This is a genomic window from Pseudomonas sp. C7.1 (assembly GCF_056312395.1).
The window spans coordinates 2181468-2201158 of sequence record NZ_JBWDTL010000003.1 but is presented as its reverse complement, the minus strand read 5'-3'; the positions used below and the strand labels follow the sequence as shown (position 1 = coordinate 2201158).

At 60.8% G+C, this 19691-nt stretch carries 15 protein-coding genes, 6 tRNA genes and 2 pseudogenes; 9 read left to right on the top strand and 14 right to left on the bottom strand.

Features of this window, described 5'->3' with window-relative positions; all coding sequences use genetic code 11:
* Window positions 1-70: 70 nt before the first annotated feature.
* The 3 genes from AC0T4W_RS13740 to AC0T4W_RS13730 form a co-directional block, all read right to left on the bottom strand.
* Entirely contained in the window at window positions 71-823 is a 753-nt protein-coding gene (locus tag AC0T4W_RS13740) for an MlaA family lipoprotein (RefSeq protein ID WP_476323663.1), read from the bottom strand.
* 16 nt (window positions 824-839) lie between these two features.
* Window positions 840-2138: a serine/threonine protein kinase gene (locus tag AC0T4W_RS13735; protein ID WP_476319728.1), complete on the bottom strand. Its 1299-nt coding sequence runs from the start codon at window positions 2136-2138 to the stop codon at window positions 840-842.
* 142 nt (window positions 2139-2280) lie between these two features.
* Window positions 2281-2853: a hypothetical protein gene (locus AC0T4W_RS13730; RefSeq protein WP_476319726.1), complete on the bottom strand. Its 573-nt coding sequence runs from the start codon at window positions 2851-2853 to the stop codon at window positions 2281-2283.
* 106 nt (window positions 2854-2959) lie between these two features.
* On the opposite strand from AC0T4W_RS13730, the gene AC0T4W_RS13725 reads away from it, so the two are divergent.
* Window positions 2960-3328, top strand: coding sequence for a hypothetical protein (locus AC0T4W_RS13725; RefSeq protein WP_476319724.1), 369 nt, complete (start codon window positions 2960-2962; stop codon window positions 3326-3328).
* Here AC0T4W_RS13725 and AC0T4W_RS13720 read toward each other — a convergent pair whose 3' ends face one another.
* The 5 genes from AC0T4W_RS13720 to AC0T4W_RS13700 form a co-directional block, all read right to left on the bottom strand.
* Window positions 3329-4888: a glycoside hydrolase family 17 protein gene (locus AC0T4W_RS13720; RefSeq protein ID WP_476319722.1), complete on the bottom strand. Its 1560-nt coding sequence runs from the start codon at window positions 4886-4888 to the stop codon at window positions 3329-3331.
* Between the two features lie 105 nt (window positions 4889-4993).
* A complete protein-coding gene (locus AC0T4W_RS13715; protein ID WP_476319720.1) occupies window positions 4994-5218 on the bottom strand; it encodes a DUF2061 domain-containing protein in 225 nt (74 codons plus the stop codon).
* Window positions 5219-5471: 253 nt separating this feature from the next.
* A tRNA-Pro gene (locus tag AC0T4W_RS13710) sits at window positions 5472-5548 on the bottom strand.
* Window positions 5549-5557: 9 nt separating this feature from the next.
* Window positions 5558-5633: transfer RNA gene (locus AC0T4W_RS13705), tRNA-Asn, on the bottom strand.
* A 67-nt stretch (window positions 5634-5700) separates the two neighbouring features.
* Window positions 5701-6897, bottom strand: coding sequence for an amino acid aminotransferase (locus tag AC0T4W_RS13700; protein ID WP_476319718.1), 1197 nt, complete (start codon window positions 6895-6897; stop codon window positions 5701-5703).
* Window positions 6898-7237: 340 nt separating this feature from the next.
* On the opposite strand from AC0T4W_RS13700, the gene uvrB reads away from it, so the two are divergent.
* Window positions 7238-9253: an excinuclease ABC subunit UvrB gene (uvrB, locus tag AC0T4W_RS13695; protein WP_476319716.1), complete on the top strand. Its 2016-nt coding sequence runs from the start codon at window positions 7238-7240 to the stop codon at window positions 9251-9253.
* 100 nt (window positions 9254-9353) lie between these two features.
* Here the strand turns inward: uvrB and AC0T4W_RS13690 are convergent, their stop codons facing one another.
* On the bottom strand, window positions 9354-10250 hold the full coding sequence (locus AC0T4W_RS13690; RefSeq protein WP_476319714.1) for an EamA family transporter: 897 nt from the start codon (window positions 10248-10250) through the stop codon (window positions 9354-9356).
* Window positions 10251-10479: 229 nt separating this feature from the next.
* On the opposite strand from AC0T4W_RS13690, the gene gltX reads away from it, so the two are divergent.
* From gltX to AC0T4W_RS13665, 5 genes are all read left to right on the top strand, one after another.
* A complete protein-coding gene (gltX, locus tag AC0T4W_RS13685; RefSeq protein WP_476319712.1) occupies window positions 10480-11961 on the top strand; it encodes a glutamate--tRNA ligase in 1482 nt (493 codons plus the stop codon).
* Window positions 11962-12250: 289 nt separating this feature from the next.
* A tRNA-Ala gene (locus AC0T4W_RS13680) sits at window positions 12251-12326 on the top strand.
* A gap of 63 nt (window positions 12327-12389) precedes the next feature.
* Window positions 12390-12465, top strand: a tRNA-Glu gene (locus AC0T4W_RS13675).
* Between the two features lie 51 nt (window positions 12466-12516).
* Window positions 12517-12592: transfer RNA gene (locus AC0T4W_RS13670), tRNA-Ala, on the top strand.
* A gap of 64 nt (window positions 12593-12656) precedes the next feature.
* Window positions 12657-12732, top strand: a tRNA-Glu gene (locus AC0T4W_RS13665).
* Window positions 12733-12816: 84 nt separating this feature from the next.
* Here the strand turns inward: AC0T4W_RS13665 and AC0T4W_RS13660 are convergent.
* The 4 genes and pseudogenes from AC0T4W_RS13660 to AC0T4W_RS13645 form a co-directional block, all read right to left on the bottom strand.
* A pseudogene (locus tag AC0T4W_RS13660) lies at window positions 12817-13518 on the bottom strand (IS1595 family transposase); the annotation flags it as partial.
* Between the two features lie 107 nt (window positions 13519-13625).
* Window positions 13626-14381: an IS21-like element helper ATPase IstB gene (gene istB / locus AC0T4W_RS13655; RefSeq protein ID WP_476316371.1), complete on the bottom strand. Its 756-nt coding sequence runs from the start codon at window positions 14379-14381 to the stop codon at window positions 13626-13628.
* A 16-nt stretch (window positions 14382-14397) separates the two neighbouring features.
* Window positions 14398-15918 carry an IS21 family transposase gene (istA, locus tag AC0T4W_RS13650; RefSeq protein WP_476319710.1) on the bottom strand — a complete coding sequence of 507 codons (1521 nt, stop codon included), beginning with the start codon at window positions 15916-15918 and terminating at the stop codon, window positions 14398-14400.
* A gap of 190 nt (window positions 15919-16108) precedes the next feature.
* A pseudogene (locus tag AC0T4W_RS13645) lies at window positions 16109-16270 on the bottom strand (transposase); the annotation flags it as partial.
* A 185-nt stretch (window positions 16271-16455) separates the two neighbouring features.
* Between AC0T4W_RS13645 and AC0T4W_RS13640 the strand changes: the two are divergent.
* Complete coding sequence (locus tag AC0T4W_RS13640) at window positions 16456-16995, top strand: TetR/AcrR family transcriptional regulator (protein WP_476319708.1); 540 nt, start codon at window positions 16456-16458, stop codon at window positions 16993-16995.
* An 11-nt stretch (window positions 16996-17006) separates the two neighbouring features.
* Complete coding sequence (locus AC0T4W_RS13635; RefSeq protein WP_476319706.1) at window positions 17007-17846, top strand: alpha/beta fold hydrolase; 840 nt, start codon at window positions 17007-17009, stop codon at window positions 17844-17846.
* On the opposite strand, the gene AC0T4W_RS13630 is transcribed toward AC0T4W_RS13635, so the two are convergent.
* Window positions 17816-19687, bottom strand: a complete 1872-nt coding sequence (locus tag AC0T4W_RS13630) for a sensor domain-containing diguanylate cyclase (protein ID WP_476319704.1) — start codon at window positions 19685-19687, stop codon at window positions 17816-17818. The genes AC0T4W_RS13635 and AC0T4W_RS13630 overlap by 31 nt on opposite strands.
* Window positions 19688-19691: the final 4 nt, after the last annotated feature.

The following is a 19691-nucleotide window of genomic DNA, read 5'->3' as shown; positions in this document are numbered from 1 at the left end:
CAATCTCCAGAATCGACAAAGGCCGCGCCAGGCTAAAACCTGGGGCGGCCTTTGGGTCAATCTCGCAGATTTATTCGGCGATCTGCAGCTTGCGCGCCTCGTGGTAAACGAAGCGAATCTTCTCGTACTCGAACGGCGAGTTGAGCTGGCCGTAGCGGAAGTTCACCGTGGAGCGCTGGTCGACGACTTCCAGTAGGGTGATTTCCGGGTGGCTGACGCTGGCTTCGGCAACATTCAGCCAATTGATCTGGCTTTTCGCCGCAAAATCTGCAACCAGTCCGCCGGTATCACGCAGGTTCGACGGCCCGAGCAGCGGCAGAATCAGGTAAGGGCCTGCGGGGGTGCCGTAATAGCCGAGGGTCTGGCCAAAGTCTTCGCGCTGTTTGGGCAGGCCCATGCGCGTGGCAGGGTCCCACAGGCCGGCGACGCCCAGTGTGGTGTTAAGCAGCAGACGCCCAGTGGTTTGCAGGGTGCGCTTGCCCTTGAGCTGCAGCGCACTGTTGAGCAGGTTGGGCACATCACCCAGGTTGCTGAAGAAGTTGCTGACGCCGCTCTGCACCAGGTTGGGGGTGATGTAGCGGTAGCCATCGACAATCGGCAGGAACACCCACTCATCGAAGCGGTAGTTGAAGTGATAAACGCGACGGTTCCACGACTCCAGCGGGTCGTAGACTTGCAGCGCGCTGAGGGTCGAGCGTTCGAACTCGCGCTGATCCAGCCCTGGGTTGAACTGCAGGTGCTGCAATGGCTGTTTGAAGCCATCGTCATCAACGGCGTTTCCTGCGTGCGCCAGGCTGCTGCCCAGCAACAGGGTGAAGAACACAGTAAGGGAAATGGGCTTAGCCACGGAAGAACTCCAGCATAGCGTCGCTATTGACGCGGTAGTTGAGGTTGCCGCAATGGCCACCAAGCGGGTATACGGTCAGGCGGTCGCCCAGGGTGGTGCGTAAAAAGCCCAGGTCACCAGGGCCGAGGATCAGGTCATCGGCGTTATGCATAACGGCGATCTTGCTGCTGTTTTTCAGGTAGTCGGCCACGGCATACAGGCTGACCTGATCGATCAGCTGAGTCAGGCTGCCGCCATCAGTGCGCGCGCGCCACATGGGGATCAGCTGTTCGGTCAGGTAACAGTCGAAGTCACACTGCAAGGCACGGCGAAAGAAAGGAGTGAGGCTGGTGCCCTGGGTGATCGGGTGGTCGACCGGGGTGATCAGGCCACGGCGGTTGATCAGGTCAGAAGTGAAGGCAATGTCGGCAGAGGAGAAGCGAAAAGCCGCACCGATCAGCATGGCCATCTGCTCGTCACTGAGCTGCTCACCCGAGTTCTGGAAATCATAAAGCAGAGCGTCGTTGATATCGATGTAGCCTTTGTTCTGGAAATAGCGGGTCAGCTTGCTCAGCACCAGCTCATAAAAGGTGGTGCTGTTGGTGATGCCCTCAACCTTGGTTTGCACCATGCGGTCGAGGTTGGTGATCGAGGTGTAGAGGTTGACCGGTGGGTTGAGTAGCAGCACGCGCTTGAAGTTGAAGCTGCGACGGGTTTCATCCAACTCGCTGACAAAGGCTGCCTGCAAGGCGCCCAGGCTGTAGCCGGTGAGGTGGTATTCGCTGACTTTCAGGCGTGGGTGCTGCGCCCGTACGGCCTGCATGGCGCGGTACAGGTCGTCGGCGTCTTCGCGGGTAATGCCGGGTGTGGCAAAGCGCGAGGCCGAGGTCATAAAGTCATAGCTGGTGGGCGACGACAATTGCACGACGTGATAGCCGGCGCCGTAGAACAGCTTTTTCAGGTACTCCGGGGTGCTGCTGGCGTAGTGCGCGCCCGTGCCGGCGATGATAAAAATCAGGGGTGCTTCGCCGGATTGCTTAGCCATGCGATAGCGCATCTTGGTGACTGACCAGAAGTTGTCCGGCAGCTCGAACTCGCGCTCTGGGCGCAGCTTGACCTGATAGTCGTCTTGGTTGATGTCGGCATCTGCCGGTAACTCTGGGCGCAGCTCTGGCGGGGTAGTTGCCAGGGTGGCTTCGAAGGGGTTGCTGATCGGGTAGCCGTAGCTGCTGGCGTCAATATCGGCGGCGCTGACGGGGCCGATAAGAGCTATGCAACTGAGAAAGGCAAGCAAGCGAGGGACGTGTGACATGGCTAAATCTCTATAGAGCTAGGGCTGGTGCTGATGCAGCGAGTCAGATGCGGAACGATTTGACCACATAAGTCATGCTAAGTGCCGTTTAGTTATAGAGGAATTGGTTTTCAGGCGTAAGCGCCCTGTCAAAGCTAATGTGCTACGGCAATACAACCAATTGCTCGACCCAAATCAGCTCACAGGCACCGTCACCGGTGTCTTCGCGGCTAAGTGAGCTGGTCCAGTTATAGCCATCGTCGCCGTCGATTTGCACCAGTTGCCCGCTCAGGCGAATCTGCTGGCCTTCTTTAAGCCCGGCCAGGGTGCTGGCTACCTCAGGGTTGGCGGGTATCAGGTGCATATTGGCACAGTGGGTCTCGATCTGCCGACGTTCAATCGGCAATTGCTCGGTGCGCCAGAAGTACCAGCGGTTACGCTGGCTGATGCTGATATGGCGCAGTACCTCGGGGTCGGCCATCGGCCCCCAGCCGAGCGCCAGATCAGTTGGCGAGAGCTTGGCGCCACGGTCGAAGTAGTAGTCTTCACGGCTCAGGATGCGCGCTTCCAGCTGGAAACTCTCCAGCCTGCTGACCGTGTGCTCTGCCACGCGCCAGCTGCCACTGGACAGCGGCGTACTGGGCGGTAGGTAGCTGGGGGCAGGTAACAGGATGACCCACAGCATCCAGAGGCCGAGCAGGCTTGCGGCGATCAGTACCAGGCGACGTATCAGCATGGCTGGATTCTAGCTGGAGACACCGCAAGGGGCGATCTCGGGGGAGGTGTTATCCATGATGTGACGGCTTATCCTACGCAACCTTTTTTATCTGCCAGAGTTGCCCATGTCCCGTTATCTGCCTTTGACTGCTCTGCTGATCGCTGCAGCCCTGTGTCTGGCGATGAGCTTTGCCCTGCGTTACCAGTTGATGGAGGGCGCGCAATGGGTTGGCTTGTGTGTCGACGCCCCGCAGCAGCTGGCTTGCCAGGTGCGCGCGAGCCTCGGCTGGTTGATCCACTTCCGGGTATTGGCCTGGGCTGCGCTGATTATTGCCGTGCTGGCGTTTGTGCTACCGGGTGCCTGGGGCAAGCGCCTGGCAGTACCGGCATTGCTACTCGCTCTGCCGGCGCTGGTGTTGTACAGCGCCAGCCTCGCGGTATTTGCCGTGGTGCTGGCGCTGCTGCGTTGGGTGCGTGCGCCGCAAACCGCCTGATCAGGCGTTTTGCGCGTTAACCCGCAGGCTGCGCCACAGCGCTGCCACCAGTAGCACGCAGGTCATGGCCCAACCCAGAGCCTGCCAGTTGCTCAAAGTTTCCTGGTACAGCTGCGGCGCAATGCACGCGCCGATCAGCAGGGCGAGCAGGGCGATTTCACGGCGGTAGCCGCCCACCGGGCGGCATAGATAGACCAGTGCCGGCAGCAATAGCGCCGCGCTGGGGAAGCTGCGGTAGCGCGCATCCACCACCAGAGCGAGCATCAACACCGCTCCGGCAAAGCCGCTCAGCGCCAGCCAGAGTGCGCCCTTGCTGTGCAGCCAGTTAAATAGACGCACGCGCCAGCCGTTACGGCTGCTTAGTAACAACGCCGCATGGCTCAGTACCAATAGGTTCAAGGCCAGCAGCGCACCAGCCCAGAGCCATTCGCCGAAGTAACGGCTGGTAACCAGCGTCAGCTCGGCAAACAGGCCGATACAGCCGGCGCCCAGCGCCGCCAGCAGTGGCAATAGCAGCGCGGCACGTGGCGAGTGTGGCCGGCCGGCGAGCAGTAGAGTGGCCGCTGCAATGATCAGGCTGAAGGTCAGCCATACCGGCCAGTGCGGCAGGTTGGATACGGGGCCGGCGAGGATCGATTTGTCCTGGCGATCAGCGTCATACAGACCCCAGTAACCGCCCACGGCGCCTTCGCTGACGCGTTTCCACGGCTGGTCAAACGCCTCGATCAGGTTGTAGCGCCAGCCGTTCTGCTCGGCCATGGCGACAAAACCTCGGATGAACTTAGCCTGGTTAACCAGGCTTGGCACGGCAGTTTCACGCTGACGGCCTTCGCTCGGCCAGCCGGTTTCGCCGATCAGGATGTCCTTGGGCGCGTAGGCATTACCAAAGGTCTGGCGTACCTCGGCGACCTCATGCAGCGCGCTTTCGATGCCGGCGGGGTTGTCTTCCCAGTAGGGCAGCAGGTGGATGGTGATGAAGTCCACTGCCGGGGCGACTTCTGGATGCTTGAGCCAGAACTCCCAGACATCGGCATAGGTTACCGGCTGCTCGATCTGCGCCTTGACCTGCTCAATCAGCGCTACCAGTTGCTGCGGGGTGACTTCCTTGCGCAGCAGCGCCTCGTTACCGACGATTACCGCCTGCACCACGTCCGGGTGGGCGTTGGCTGTTTTCACCAGCCCAGCGATCTCAACCGCTGTATCGGCCGGGTTGCGGCTGACCCAGGCCCCGACAATCAGTTTCAAACCATGTTTGCGCGCCATGTTCGGCAGCTCTTCCAGGCCGGTCACTGAGTAGGTGCGCAGGCACTCGAAGCGTTCGGCCAGCAAGGCCAGATCCGCTTCCATGCGTTCGGGGCGCAGCTGCATCGGCTGATCGAAGGGCGATTGGTCCTTGTCGAACGGCGTGTAGGACGCGCACTGCAGTTTGTGCGTGGGCGTTGCGGCATCCGCCAGTTCGACCGGTTGGCCAATGCCAAACCACAGGCCGAACAGCGCCAGCAGGCCAAGTAGACAGGCAAACACGTAAGGAGCAGCAGGGAAGCGAGACGTAGCAGGCATGATCGGACGCGTGTGGTGGCTGAGCCGCGCATGGTAGCGGATTGCCCCCGCACCTCGCTGGCTGTTTTTACACCCGGTTAAATGGTTTTAACCTGACCGCAAACCTTATGCCTGGTGATGCAGCCAGGCATGCTTGGGGCGAGCAGCGGCAGTTGTCGAGCGGCCTTCGATGCGCTGCCAGACCTTCTCGTGGAAGTAAAAGCCCACCGAATTGCACAGCGGTTCGATGGCGGCAACCAGGCCGCTGGCCGCAATGCTGCCGGTCAACGCATACGTGACGCCGAAGGCGATGCAGAAATGCATCAGGGTGAACGTTATAGTCTTGAGCATGGCGCACCTCGAGTGAGAATTATTCTTCATTGAGGTGCAGCCTAGTGGCTCAAGGTTGATTGTGGAAATGTTGCGCTTGAATGGCTTTGATAGTTTTTGATGATTGATGCGCTGAGCCGCCCACGCAGCCGTTCACAGGCCGAGTCAATAAAAGCTGGGAGAAGTTTTTAGCATCACGTAGCGACGGCCCGAAGGGTTGCAGCCATGTGGTAGGCAATAAAAAACCCGCGCTAGGCGGGTTTTTTACTTTAAATGGTCGGGGTAGGGGGATTCGAACTCCCGACATCCTGCTCCCAAAGCAGGCGCGCTACCGGACTGCGCTATACCCCGATGTACTACTGGCTCCGCGACCAGGACTCGAACCTGGGACCCAATGATTAACAGTCATTTGCTCTACCGACTGAGCTATCGCGGAACAACTGCGCGCATCCTACTGATTCACAAAGGGAAGTCAAGCATATGCTGACTTCCCATCAGCTGTTTTACAGTACCTGAGCAATCGCCTGAGTGACGGCCGGCAGGTTGCGCTGGTTCAGTGCGGCGACGCAGATACGCCCGGTGCTGACGGCGTAGATGCCAAACTCGGTTTTCAGGCGCTCGACCTGCTCGGCGGTAAGGCCCGAGTAGGAGAACATGCCGCGCTGCTGGGCAACGAAGCTGAAGTCGCGTTTGCAGTTGAGGGCCGCCAGCTGCTCAACCATGGCCATGCGCGTGCCGCGAATGCGCTCGCGCATGCCGGCCAGCTCTTCTTCCCACAGGCCACGCAGTTCGGGGCTGTTAAGCACGCTGGCTACCACGGTGGCGCCATGGGTTGGCGGGTTGGAGTAGTTGGTGCGGATCACGCGCTTGGCTTGCGACAGCACGCGGCCGGCCTCTTCCTGGCTGTCGGTGATGATCGACAGCGCGCCAACACGTTCGCCGTACAGCGAGAAGGATTTGGAGAACGAGCTGGAGACGAAGAACGGGATGCCGGAGGCGGCAAACAGGCGCACAGCAAAGGCGTCCTGCTCGATACCGTCGCCAAAGCCCTGGTAGGCGATGTCGAGGAATGGCACATGCTCGCGCTCGCGCAGCACTTCCAGTACGGCTTTCCAGTCGTCCAGCGACAGGTCAACGCCAGTCGGGTTGTGGCAGCAAGCGTGCAGCACGACAACCGAGCGGGCTGGCAGGTTTTTCAGGTCTTCGAGCATGCCGGCGCGGTTGATGCCGTGGCTGGCTGCATCGTAATAGCGGTAGTTGTGCACCGTGAAGCCGGCGGACTCGAACAGCGCGCGGTGGTTTTCCCAGCTTGGGTCACTGATCGCCACCACAGTGTTGGGCAGCAGGCGCTTGAGGAAATCTGCGCCGGTTTTCAGTGCGCCAGTACCGCCCACGGCCTGGGTGGTGATCACCCGGCCAGCAGCGATCAGTTCGGAGTCGGCGCCCAATAACAGCTTCTGCACGGCGCTGTCGTAGGCGGCAATGCCTTCAATCGGCAGGTAACCACGCGGGGCGTGGGCTTCAATGCGGGCTTTCTCGGCTTCGGCTACGGCGCGCAGCAATGGGATGCGGCCTTCCTCGTTGTAGTAAACGCCCACGCCCAGGTTGACCTTGGTCGCACGGGTATCGGCGTTAAATGCTTCATTGAGGCCCAGGATGGGATCGCGCGGAGCCATTTCGACGGCAGAGAACAGACTCATGGATGCGGCAGCTCTGAAGAGGAGAAGTGAGTATCAGGCAACACCCGGTTAGGAGCCTGTCGGGCTTGACCGTTCGTAGCGAGGGAAAGCCCGGATCGAGTCAGTTTTGTTGGTCTTTCGAGGCGAATAGCGAGCTATTTAACGAGAAAGAGCAGCAAAAATGGCCGAATCCGGATTTTCCGCAGTAGAACAGTGTTAAGTCCGACAGGCTCCTAGGGGTTGCGTAAGTGCGGCGGTAGTATACCGACGCATAACCTGTGCTGCGACAGCAGGCACACGCTTTTCACCGGTTTTGACGTAGGCTTTCAGGCCGCGTCACAGTCGCTTGTCGAGGTTCGTCATGTCCGAGTTTCAATTGGTCACCCGTTTCCAGCCGGCAGGCGATCAGCCGGAGGCGATTCGGCAGATGGTCGAGGGCCTGGAGGCGGGCCTTTCGCACCAGACATTGCTCGGCGTAACGGGCTCGGGCAAGACCTTTTCCATCGCCAATGTGATCGCGCAGATTCAGCGCCCGACCCTGGTGCTGGCGCCGAACAAGACCCTGGCCGCGCAGCTGTACGGCGAGTTCAAGAGCTTCTTCCCGAACAATGCGGTGGAGTATTTCGTTTCCTACTACGACTACTACCAGCCGGAAGCCTATGTGCCGTCCTCGGATACCTTTATCGAGAAAGACGCCTCGATCAACGACCATATCGAGCAGATGCGCCTGTCGGCGACCAAGGCGCTGCTGGAGCGGCCGGACGCGATCATTGTCACCACTGTCTCCTGCATCTACGGTCTGGGCAGCCCCGAGTCGTACCTGAAGATGGTATTACACGTCGATCGTGGCGACAAAATGGACCAGCGCGCCTTGCTGCGTCGCCTGGCCGACCTGCAATACACCCGCAACGACATGGATTTCGCCCGCTCCACCTTCCGCGTACGCGGTGATGTGATCGATATATTCCCGGCTGAATCGGACCTGGAGGCTATTCGCATCGAGCTGTTCGACGATGAAGTGGAAAGTATCTCGGCCTTCGATCCGCTGACCGGCGAGGTAATCCGCAAACTGCCGCGTTTCACCTTCTACCCCAAGAGCCACTACGTCACCCCGCGCGAGGTGCTGCTGGAGGCGGTGGAGAAGATCAAGGTCGAGCTGGTCGAGCGTCTGGAGTACCTGCGCAGCAATAACAAGCTGGTGGAGGCCCAACGCCTGGAACAGCGCACCCGTTTCGATCTGGAGATGATTCTGGAGTTGGGCTACTGCAACGGCATCGAAAACTACTCGCGCTACCTCTCTGGGCGCGGCCCCGGTGAGCCGCCGCCGACGCTCTACGACTACCTGCCGGATCAGGCGTTACTGGTGATCGATGAATCCCACGTCTCGGTGCCGCAGGTCGGCGCGATGTACAAGGGTGACCGCTCGCGTAAGGAAACCCTGGTCGAATATGGCTTCCGCCTACCGTCGGCGCTGGATAACCGCCCGATGAAGTTCGAGGAGTGGGAGGCGGCCAGCCCGCAGACCATCTTCGTATCGGCCACGCCGGGTAACTACGAAGCCGAGCATGCGGGGCGGGTGATCGAGCAGGTCGTGCGGCCAACCGGCCTGGTCGACCCGCAGATCGAGGTGCGCCCGGCGCTGACCCAGGTCGACGATCTGCTATCGGAAATCGGCAAGCGTGTAGCCATTGAGGAGCGGGTGCTGGTCACGACCCTGACCAAGCGCATGGCCGAGGATTTGACCGATTACCTGGCCGATCACGGCGTCAAGGTGCGCTACCTGCACTCGGATATCGACACGGTGGAGCGGGTCGAGATTATTCGCGACCTGCGCATTGGTGCGTTCGACGTGCTAGTGGGGATCAACCTGTTGCGCGAAGGCCTGGATATGCCGGAAGTGTCGCTGGTGGCGATTCTCGATGCCGACAAGGAAGGCTTCCTGCGCAGTGAGCGTTCGCTGATCCAGACCATCGGCCGCGCCGCGCGTAATCTCAATGGCCGGGCGATTCTCTATGCCGACCGCATGACTGGCTCCATGGAGCGCGCCATCGGCGAAACCGAACGCCGGCGCAATAAGCAGATCGCCTTCAACGAAGCCAATGGCATCACCCCCAAAGGCGTGTTCAAGGACGTGCAGGACATTCTTGAAGGCGCAGTGGTGCCCGGCTCACGCAGCAAGAAGCGCAAGGGCATGGCCCAGGCCGCCGAAGAAAGTGCGCGCTACGAGAACGAGCTGCGCTCACCGAGCGAGATCACCAAGCGCATTCGGCAGCTGGAAGAGAAGATGTACGCCCTGGCCCGCGACTTGGAATTCGAAGCGGCGGCGCAGCTGCGTGATGAAATCCAGAAGCTGCGTGATCGATTGCTGCAGGTTTGATTGAGTGTCGTCGGATGATGAGGTGAACAACCTGTAGGAGCCAGCTTGCTGGCGATCATTGGATCAAGAGCATCGCCAGCAAGCTGGCTCCTACGTTTTATCAGCGGCGGCCGAAGATGATTAACACCACCCCGCCCAGGGTAATGCCACAGGCCAGCATCGCCAGCAAACTGAGGCGTTCACCCAGCAGCAGATAACCCAGCAGCAGCGCCACCACCGGGTTGACGAAGGCGAAGGTCGACACCAGGCTCGGGCGCACCTCGCGCAGCAGCCAGAAATACGCCGGATACACACCGAGGCTGACCGGCAGCGCCAGATAGGCCAACCACAGCCAGGCATTGCCACTCATGGCGCGCAGGTCCAGCGCCTGCCAGTCGCCATGCCACAGGCCGAGCAGGGCCAGCAGCAGTGCACCGATCAACATCTGCAGGCTCAGGCCAAACCAGCTGGAGCGAAACGGTGGGCGTTGGCGCATTAGCCAGGCGCCGCCAGCCCAGAGCAGGGTGGCCAATACCACCAGCAAACCGGCGAACCACTGCTCGGTAGAGGCGCTGTGGTCCAGGCCGTTATTCATCAGCAGCACAATTCCACTACAGGCCAGCGCTAGGCCGCACATCACCCAGAGTGGCGGGCGCTCACCGAGTAGCCATTCCAGGGCCACGCTCCACAGTGGCAGGGTGGTGTAGAGCATCGCCAGCATGCCGGTCGGCAGGTACTGATTGGCGTAGATCAGCGCACCCTGGCCGACCGCAATCAGCGCCAGGCTGCCAATCAACACGCCGCCCCAGTCGCTGCGCTGCATGCGCAGTTGGCCGCTGAGTATCACCCAGGTCAGGGCGAGTAGGCCGGCAATCGAGAACCGCAGGCTGCCGATGACGAATGGCGGCAGCTCCAGCAGCAGAAAGTGGTTGGCCAGGTAAGTGGTGCCCCAGCCGATATAGATAGTGGCAAAGGCGACGATCAGCAGCAGGCTGCGGGTGCGTGATGGGGTAGGCATGGCGATCTGAGCTGACGAGGGCGAGGCGGGTGGCTGAAAAGCGGCGAGGCCCGCAGTAGAGGGCGTCAGTCTAAGCGGGCTGGCGTTGTTGTCCAGCTTGCTGCGCACTACAGGATCAAGGGTTCGCCCGCTGTTGCTGAAATGGCCGCGCTTCTGGAGCCGACGGCGGCCAGCCTGTTAATATCGCTGCCTTGAAAGATTGCCCGTTGCACATTCTCTGAGAGCCGCCATGACCACCGTTCGTACCCGTATCGCGCCGTCGCCCACTGGTGATCCGCACGTAGGCACCGCCTATATCGCCCTGTTCAACCTGTGCTTTGCCCGTCAGCACGGTGGCGAATTTATCCTGCGTATCGAAGACACCGATCAAGTGCGCTCGACTCGCGAGTCGGAACAGCAGATTTATGACGCCCTGCGTTGGCTGGGTATCGAGTGGAGCGAAGGTCCGGACGTTGGCGGCCCGCACGGGCCGTATCGGCAGAGCGAGCGCGGCCATATCTACCAGAAGTACAGCGCCGAGCTGGTGGAAAAGGGCCATGCCTTCCACTGCTTCTGCAGCGCCGAGCGCCTCGATAAGCTGCGCGCCGAGCAGATGGAAGCCAAGCAGACGCCGCGTTACGACGGCCACTGCATGCATCTGCCAGCCGCCGAAGTGCAACAGCGTCTGGCTGTTGGCGAGCCGAACGTAGTACGTATGAAGGTGCCGACTGAGGGCGTGTGCGTGGTGCCGGATATGCTGCGTGGCGAAGTGGAGATCCCCTGGGATCGCATGGACATGCAGGTGCTGATGAAGACCGATGGCCTGCCGACCTACTTCCTGGCCAACGTGGTCGACGACCACCTGATGGGCATCACCCACGTGTTGCGTGGCGAAGAATGGCTGCCGTCGGCACCCAAGCTGATCCTGCTCTACGAATACTTCGGCTGGGACAAGCCGCAGCTGTGCTATATGCCGCTGCTGCGTAACCCGGACAAGAGCAAGCTGTCCAAACGCAAGAACCCGACCTCGATCACCTTCTACGAGCGCATGGGCTTCCTGCCCCAGGCCATGCTCAACTACCTCGGCCGCATGGGTTGGTCGATGCCGGATGAGCGTGAGAAGTTCAGCCTCGACGAGATGGTTGAGCACTTCGACATCAATCGGGTTTCCCTCGGTGGGCCGATCTTCGATCTGGAGAAGCTGTCTTGGCTCAATGGCCAATGGATGCGCGAACTGAGCGTCGAAGAGTTCGCCGCCGGCGCGCAGAAGTGGGCGTTCAACAGCAACTACCTGATGCAGATCGCTCCCCATGTACAGGGCCGGGTGGAAACCTTTAGCCAGATCGCGCCATTGGCCAGCTTCTTCTTCGCCGGCGGCGTGACTCCGGATGCTGCGCTGTTCGAGCACAAGAAGCTCTCGGCCGATCAGGTGCGTCAGCTGATGCAACTGATCCTGTGGAAGCTCGAAGCGCTGCGTCAGTGGGAAAAAGACAAGATCACCGGCTGCATTCAGGCGGTGGTCGAGCACCTGGAGCTGAAGCTGCGTGACGCCATGCCGCTGATGTTTGCCGCCATCACCGGCCAGGCCAGCTCGGTCTCGGTGCTCGACGCCATGGAAATTATCGGCCCTGACCTGACGCGCTTCCGCCTGCGTCAGGCCATCGAGCTGCTTGGCGGCGTGTCGAAGAAAGAGAACAAAGAGTGGGAGAAACTGTTGGCGGCAATCGCCTAAGAACCTCCTTCGGATCTGCTGTGCGTCGGCGATACTGCGTTAAAAATGGCCTCGGAATGCTCATTTACAGCCCGTAAACTCCGCTTCCTCGGCCATTTTTGCCTTGTCTCGCTCTAGCTCGCGAGCTCCGAAGCAGGTTCTAAGCAGCTGAATGCCCCGTCCGGTCGTCGTTTTGGCGCGCCGGGATGGGGTAAGTGGTTGTTCTGTCAGCATAAAGAATGCTGATGCCGGTAAAAATTGTGTTGACAGGTGCGGGGCGCGCTCTTAACATGCGCCCCGTCCTTGAGATGGGGCTATAGCTCAGCTGGGAGAGCGCTTGCATGGCATGCAAGAGGTCAACGGTTCGATCCCGTTTAGCTCCACCATCTTCAAAGCCGTAAGGCTTGCAACAATCAGCTCTAGCAGCTGGTTGGTTGTAGAAGGGTTACGTCCCCTTCGTCTAGTGGCCTAGGACACCGCCCTTTCACGGCGGTAACAGGGGTTCGAGTCCCCTAGGGGACGCCAGTTTGAAAAAGCAGTGCTGGTTTGGGCTGTGAGCCGAGAGGCGATAAATCTGGGGGTATAGCTCAGCTGGGAGAGCGCTTGCATGGCATGCAAGAGGTCAACGGTTCGATCCCGTTTATCTCCACCAATTTTGCAGTCGTTACAACTGCCACGGGGCCAGCGTAAAGCTGGCCTTGTTCTTCGAAGGTTTCGTCCCCTTCGTCTAGTGGCCTAGGACACCGCCCTTTCACGGCGGTAACAGGGGTTCGAGTCCCCTAGGGGACGCCATTTTTGCCCGCTCTGCGGGATTTTGAAGGGTCATTCTTTATTGAATGCCCCTTTTGTTTTTTCGGCCTGAAAAGACTCTCCTGATTAGAAATGATGCTCAGCCATGCGAACCTCCCGCAAGGGTTGCGGGGCGCAGGTAGCGGCGGCCACGATTAATCGCATGTGCAGCGTACTCAGGTCGAAGCGTCGATTAAATCGGTACGCAAATGCGCCCAAATATCGGGCGGCATATTTACTGAATTTGAAGGCGTGATGGCTCCCACTCAAACTGGTTTTGAGGTTGCCGAGAACCGTATTGACCCACTGAAACTGTGGCAGTTCTTTAGGTTTGCGTCCGCCGACTACAGTTCGCTCATGGATACATCCTGCGGCAGTAACTGCGCCGAAGCAGGCCAGACCATCGGAGTGAACGCAGGAGCATTGGGCCAAGCTGGACTTGGCCCAATGCTCAATGGCTTTGGTGCTGAAGCCCGACACGGGGGTCAGCTTAGCGCGCAGGGGATGGCCGTCTTTGCTCAGTGAGACGGCAGCAACAAAAGGGGTCTTATTCTCAGACCCTCTACCGGCTTTACCGCCGCTGTTCTCGCCGCCGAGGTAGGCGTCATCAATCTGAACATGGCCCCCAAGAACATACATTTGTTCACGCGCGGTCATTGCCTGCATCAACTTGTGCTGAACCAGCCACGCTGTTGGATAGCTCACCCCAAGAGAGCGCTTGAGTGCGAGCGCCGAGAGCCCGGTTTTGGCCTGGCTAATAAGATAAATCGCCAGAAACCATAAGGTCAGCGTGCGGATTCCACGCCATTCGGACACTCAGCCCACGCTGATCCGGACACCTGTTCCACGGTCATCCGGACAGGCAGTCGGAGCGCAGCGACGCAGGATATGCATTGTTAGTCTGAGGTGCCCGGCGTCGTCAATTTCTTCGCCCGCCTGCGCATCGACTCTCCCTTCAGGTTGATCCGGTAGGCGTTGTGCACCAGGCGGTCGAGGATGGCGTCGGCCAGGGTCGGATCGCCGATCAGTTCGTGCCAGTTGTCCACCGGCATCTGACTGGTCACGATGGTTGAGCGTTGGCCGTAGCGGTCGTCCAGCAGCTCCAGCATGTCGCGGCGCTGTTCGTTGGTGAACGGTGCCAGGCCCCAGTCATCGAGGATCAGCAGGTCGGTCTTGGCGTAGCTGCTCATCAGCTTGACGAAGCGGCCGTCGCCATGTGCCAGGCCCAGTTCTTCCAGCAGCCGTGGCAGGCGCAGATAGCGCACGCTGCAGCCGTCCCGGCAGGCCTGGTGGGCCAGGGCGCAGGCCAGCCAGGTTTTGCCGACGCCGGTGGGGCCGCCGATGATCAGGTTGAGGCCGTCGCGCAGCCACTGGCCGCTGCGCAGTTGCAGGATCAGCGCCTTGTCCAGCCCGCGCGGGGCGCGGTAGTCGATGTCTTCGAGGCAGGCGTTGTGCTTGAGCCGGGCCTGGCGTAGGCGGTTGCTCAGGCGCTTGTCGTCGCGCTCGGTCAGCTCGCGATCGACCAACAGGCCGAGGCGTTCTTCGAAGCTCAGGCTGTCGATGTCGGGTGTTTTCAGTTGCTCGGCGAGGGCTTTGAGCATGCCGTGCAGGCGCAGGGTTTGCAGCTTGTCCAGGGTCGGGTGAGGCAGCATGGTGGGATTCCTTTGTTCAGTGGTAGTAGCCGGGGCCGCGCAGGTTGGCGTGGTCGTCCGGTAGTAGGGGTAGGTTCTGTTGAGCCAGCGGCAGGTTTTCCAGGCCTTGGCGCAGAATCGATTCGAGGCTTTTGTAGCTACAGGCACCGAGGCTTAGGGCGCGCTGGCAGGCGGCTTCCAGCCGTTCTTCGCCGTGGTGCTTGCCCAGGCGCAGGATGCCCAGGCAAGCGCGGTAGCCATGCTGCGGATGCACGCGCCGTTCGAGGATGTGGCCGATCACCCCGGCGGTGTTCGGGCCGGTCTGCTCGGCCCAGCGGATCAGCCGTTGCGGCGTCCACTCGGCATGCTCGCGATGGCTCTTGGGCATGTGCTCGGTCTGCGTGCTGTGCCGGCCTTTGTGCAGGGAGCGTACGTGGCTGGCCACCCGCTGGTTGGCGTGGAAGCACTCCACGGTGCGCGCCGTCAGACGCACCTCCAGCTGCTTCTTCACCAACTGGTAGGGCACCGAGTAGTAATGCCCATCGACCTCGACGTGGTAGTCGATGTGCACCCGCGCCTTCTTCCACTCGGCATAGACGTAGGGCTGCTCCGGTAAAGGCCGCAGGGCCGGGCGATCCAGGCTGTCGAAAGCCGCCTGGCGGGAGCCCGGTAGCTTCTTGAACGGCCGTTGGTTGAGTCGCTCCAGCAGCACGGCGATGGCCCGGTTGAGTTCGTCCAGGGAGAAGAACTGGCGATGGCGCAAGGCGGCGAGGATCCAGCGCTCGACCACCTGCACGCCGACCTCGGCCTTGGCCTTGTCGCGGGGCTTACGCGCCCGCGCCGGCACCACCGCCACGCCATAGTGCTCGGCCAAGTCGCGGTAGCTGGGGTTGATGTCCGGTTCGTAGCGATGGGCCTTGCTCACCGCACTGCGCAGGTTGTCCGGCACCACGATCTCCGGCACCCCGCCGAGGAAGGCGAAGCAACGGGCATGGGAGCCCAGCCAGTCCGGCAACTGCTGCGACCAGGTGGCCTCGGCGAAGGTGTAGCTGGAGGCACCGAGTACCGCGACGAATACCTGCGCCTGGCGGATCTCGCCGCTGTGACGGTCGATCACCGGCATCGTCTGACCTGCGTAGTCGACGAACAGCTTTTCGCCGACGCGGTGCTCCTGGCGCATCACCACATCGACCTTGCCGGCCCAGGCCCGGTAGTGCTCGCAGAACCAGCTGTACTGGAAGCCCTGTGGCTGGCCCAGCCGATACTCCTGCCAGAGCAGCGCCAGGGTCACGCCTGGTCGGCGCAGCTCGGCATGCACCCAGGCCCAGTCGGGAGTTGGTCGTTGCTCAGAGGGGATCTCCGGCGGTGGCGGGAACAGGCGCCGCTCCAGCTCGGCGTCGGACAACTCAGTAGGGAGCGGCCAGGAGAGGCCGCAGGCCGTGAATCGGCAAAGGTAATCACCGGCACTGCTGTGACCTATGCCCAGACTGCGGGAGATCTTACGGACAGACAGCCCGCAATCGAACTTGAGGCGCAACACTTCACGGATTTTACGCATGGATAAACGCTCCACGACGACCTCTCTGCTTCGAAAAAGAGGCCAATGGTAGTGAATAAATCCTGCGTAGCTGCCTGCCAGAAAGTGTCCGGATGGCTGTGGAATCAGTGTCCGGATGCTCGTGGAATGGGTGTCCGGATCAGCGTGGAATCACTGTCCGGATGTGCGTGGAATGGGTGTCCGAGTCAGCGCGGAATCCGCAGTAAACGACCCCTTCGCAGCGGGGGCAACGAAAGCCCTGAGGCCAACGCACTTGCTCCAAGGCTGCTGAGCAGTCTGGCTCGGTTCCGAAATGCTTAAGAAACTCAGGCAGAGATAGACCGAGTTGGAACTGGATATGATTCATGGCCATGATGCTCACTCCTGATACTGGCTGTGCATACAGTATAGTGATAATTGGGCTCATGGCATCCCAGCTGAAGATCGTTGCTAATCAGGAAGACTCTTACCCGAATGCAGCCGACCAGTGGCCGCGATTGGCGCTTGCGTAAAATTATTACGAGCGTAATATTACCATTGTAATATTCGGAGGCGGCTATGAACGACAAGAAAGCTCAGACCCGTGAACGGATTCTCGCTGCTGCCAGCGCTGCGTTGTTGCAGCGCGGTCCGGCGGAACCCAGCGTCGGTGAAGTGATGGGCGCGGCCGGGCTGACGGTAGGCGGGTTCTATGCCCATTTCGAGAGCAAGGATGCGCTGATGCTGGAAGTGTTCCAGCAGATGTTGTGCCAGCGCCGCGAGTTGATTGAGCAGATGGACAGTCAGTTGCCGGCCGAGGAGCGCCGCGCGTTGTTGGCGGCCTTCTATCTTTCGCGCACGCACCGTGATGCCAGCGAGCAGGGCTGCCCAATGCCCAGTTCGCTGGGTGAGCTGGCACGTCTGCCGGATGGTTTTCGCGCCACGCTGGCAGAGCATATCGAGCGGATGAGCGCGCAGCTTGTGGACAGCCCTGAGGAGACTGATCAGGCGCTGGCCGATATCGCCTTGATGGTTGGAGGGCTGGCGCTGGCACGCGCGCTGGGCCCTGGCGAAATGTCTGATCGAATCTTGCGTGCCGCTAAATCGGCAGTCGTCTGAGGAGAATAGCAATGAACAGCATGAGCTGGGTTCGTGGTTTCAATGCATCGATTGGTCTGCTGGCGCCATATGTTTTGGCCAGCAAGTTGCGCCGGGAGTTTATGACGCCGCATACCTCGCCACCGCGTGACTGGGAGTTGCCGTTGCTGGCGCAGGCCGAGCGCATCACCCTGCGTTTCGGGCTGTCAGCGCTGCGTTGGGGCAGTGGGCCGGCGGTGTTGCTGATGCATGGCTGGGAAGGGCGGCCGACGCAGTTCGCCGTGCTGATCGAGGCCTTGGTCAATGCCGGTTACGGCGTGGTGGCACTGGATGCCCCAGCCCATGGTCGCTCGCCTGGGCGTGAAGCTAATGTGGTGCTGTTTGCCCGCGCCTTGCTGGAGGCCGCCAGCGAACTGCCGCCGCTGAAAGCGGTGATTGGTCATTCCATGGGCGGTGCCAGTGCCTTGTTAGCGACCCAGCTGGGTTTGCGCACTGAGGCGCTGGTGAGCATTGCCGCGCCCAGCCGGATTCTGACCATGCTGCGGCGGTTCTCGCACTATATGGGCTTGCCGCGCCAGGCGCGTGCGCACTTTGTTCGGCTGGTTGAGGAGAAAGCCGGGATTCCCGCTGGGCAGCTTGATAGCGCGCACTACCTGCTGGATTTCCCCGGGTTGATCGTGCATGCGGTGGACGATCCGATGGTGCCTTTCAGCGAGGCTGAGGCGATTCATCAGAGTTGGCTCGACAGTCGCCTGCTGCGTCTGGAAAGCGGCGGACATCAGCGAGTATTGGCTGATCCGCGTCTGTCGCAGGCGGTGTTGGAGCTGCTGGACTCGCTGAGTCAGACTTCGTCCAAGGCGCTGGCCTCATAACCGATAACCTTGTTGCGCCCGGCGGCTTTGGCCCGATAGAGCGCCTGGTCGGCGTGGCGTAGCAGCTGTTCGCGATCACTGCCGCTATTCGGGATCAGCGCATAGACACCGATGCTCAGGCTCAGGTCGATACGCAAACCCTGGTGCAGGCAGGGATGACTGGCCAGGTCTGCGCGCAGCTGTTCGGCCAGATCCATCGCGCCAGAGGGGTCGGTGTCGCAGAGCACGGCGGCAAACTCTTCACCGCCAAAACGTACCAGCAAATCGTTACTGCGCATGCGCTGTTGCATGCGCAGGGCTGCGTGCTGTAGGCAGGCGTCACCGACCAGATGGCCGTGCTGGTCGTTGACCTTCTTGAAGTGGTCCAGGTCCATCATCAGCATGGCAATCGGCTGCTGGCTGCGTTTGGCCTGGGCGAGCATGCGCTCCAGCTCTTCGTTGAGCACCTGGCGGTTGAACAGCCCGGTCAGGCTATCGCGACGGCTGAGTTCGGCCAACTGGCGGTTGGCGGTGGAAAGCTCCTGCAGGGCTTGCTGCAAGGAGGCGGTGCGCTCCTCTACACGGGCTTCCAGGCCTTGGTTGATCTGTTGCTGCAGATCCAGGCTCTTGGCCTGTTCCATGCGCAGTTGATGCTCTTTGGCAAACAAGCGTGCCTGAGCGAGTTGCTGTGCGCTTTGCGCCAGGCGAATGCGTGAGCCGAGGGCAATCGAGAAAATCACCAGCTCAAGCAGGCTGCCGATTTGCTGGGCATGCAGAGTTAGCAGCGAATTGGCGATCAGACCTGTGCCGCTCAGCACGCTGAACAGGCTGGCGATAATCAGGGCTGACCAGCCAAGGGCGAATAACTTGGCTGGCGGGTAGCCGTCGCGCCAGCGCAGCGTGGTGAAGATGCAGCCGAATATCGCGCAGACCAGCAGCAGCACGAAACTGCCGATCAGTGACACGAGATAGGGCGCAACCAACGCCAGCGCCATCACCAGCAGGCTGCTGCCAATCAGGCCACGGCAGATCCAGCTGTAGGCCGGGTGCTGGTTCTTGAGGTCGAGTACGCCGTGGGCAAATAACACGCCGAACAGGGTCGCCAGCGCCGAGCTGAACGGGAAACTCATCTGCTGCCAGGTCAGTGACTCGGGCCAGAGCCATTGCAGGGCAAAACCCAGCTGGATGAATTGGTAGAAACTGAAGCTGGCAACAAACAGGCTGTACCAGAGGTAGTTGCGGTCGCGGGTGATGATAAAGATCGACAGGTTGTAGATCATCATCGCCAACAGGGCACCGAAGAACAGCCCCTGTAATAGCAACATCAGTTGTTCGTGCTGGTTGAAGGCCTGGGCACTCATTAGGCTGGCGCTGAGGTTGGCCGAGCCGTCGGTCTGCATGCGCAGGATCAGCTCACGTTCTTCTCCGGCGGCCAGGCTGAATGGCAGCACCAGTTGGCGGTGCTTGACCCAGCGTTGGTGGAACGGCCGCTGATCGCCAGCCTGATACACTCGGCCGTTGTCCAGGCCGTAGGCGTCCAGGCTGTCGAGCAGCGAATTACCGATCAGCAGCACCCAGTTGATGGTCTTATCTGTCGGGTTGTGCAGGCTTAAACGCAGCCAGTAGGCGTGTCCGCTGTAGCCAAAACTGGCATCGCGACGGGCCACCGGTTGCCAGGCTGACTCAGGCAGTTGGCGAACGCTGTGGATGTCCGCCAGGCCCTCGGGGTCTGCCCAGACCTGCATGGCGGGGCCAGGCAGCAAGGGTGAGTCGCTATCGTGTAGGGACAGGCTGGTGGCCTGCGCCAGTGCCGGCAACAACAGTAGAAGCAGTACGCGCAACAGCAGGATCAAAACAGGCATTCCA

Coding starts and splice junctions, on each gene's coding strand:
- gltX (WP_476319712.1), top strand. CDS start 10,480: ATGACCACCGTTCGTACCCGTATCGCGCCGTCGCCCACTGGTGATCCG.
- AC0T4W_RS13730 (WP_476319726.1), bottom strand. CDS start 2,853: ATGCTGATACGTCGCCTGGTACTGATCGCCGCAAGCCTGCTCGGCCTC.
- AC0T4W_RS13640 (WP_476319708.1), top strand. CDS start 16,456: ATGAACGACAAGAAAGCTCAGACCCGTGAACGGATTCTCGCTGCTGCC.
- uvrB (WP_476319716.1), top strand. CDS start 7,238: ATGTCCGAGTTTCAATTGGTCACCCGTTTCCAGCCGGCAGGCGATCAG.
- AC0T4W_RS13630 (WP_476319704.1), bottom strand. CDS start 19,687: ATGCCTGTTTTGATCCTGCTGTTGCGCGTACTGCTTCTACTGTTGTTG.
- AC0T4W_RS13725 (WP_476319724.1), top strand. CDS start 2,960: ATGTCCCGTTATCTGCCTTTGACTGCTCTGCTGATCGCTGCAGCCCTG.
- istB (WP_476316371.1), bottom strand. CDS start 14,381: ATGCTGCCTCACCCGACCCTGGACAAGCTGCAAACCCTGCGCCTGCAC.
- AC0T4W_RS13715 (WP_476319720.1), bottom strand. CDS start 5,218: ATGCTCAAGACTATAACGTTCACCCTGATGCATTTCTGCATCGCCTTC.
- istA (WP_476319710.1), bottom strand. CDS start 15,918: ATGCGTAAAATCCGTGAAGTGTTGCGCCTCAAGTTCGATTGCGGGCTG.
- AC0T4W_RS13690 (WP_476319714.1), bottom strand. CDS start 10,250: ATGCCTACCCCATCACGCACCCGCAGCCTGCTGCTGATCGTCGCCTTT.
- AC0T4W_RS13735 (WP_476319728.1), bottom strand. CDS start 2,138: ATGTCACACGTCCCTCGCTTGCTTGCCTTTCTCAGTTGCATAGCTCTT.
- AC0T4W_RS13635 (WP_476319706.1), top strand. CDS start 17,007: ATGAACAGCATGAGCTGGGTTCGTGGTTTCAATGCATCGATTGGTCTG.
- AC0T4W_RS13700 (WP_476319718.1), bottom strand. CDS start 6,897: ATGAGTCTGTTCTCTGCCGTCGAAATGGCTCCGCGCGATCCCATCCTG.
- AC0T4W_RS13720 (WP_476319722.1), bottom strand. CDS start 4,888: ATGCCTGCTACGTCTCGCTTCCCTGCTGCTCCTTACGTGTTTGCCTGT.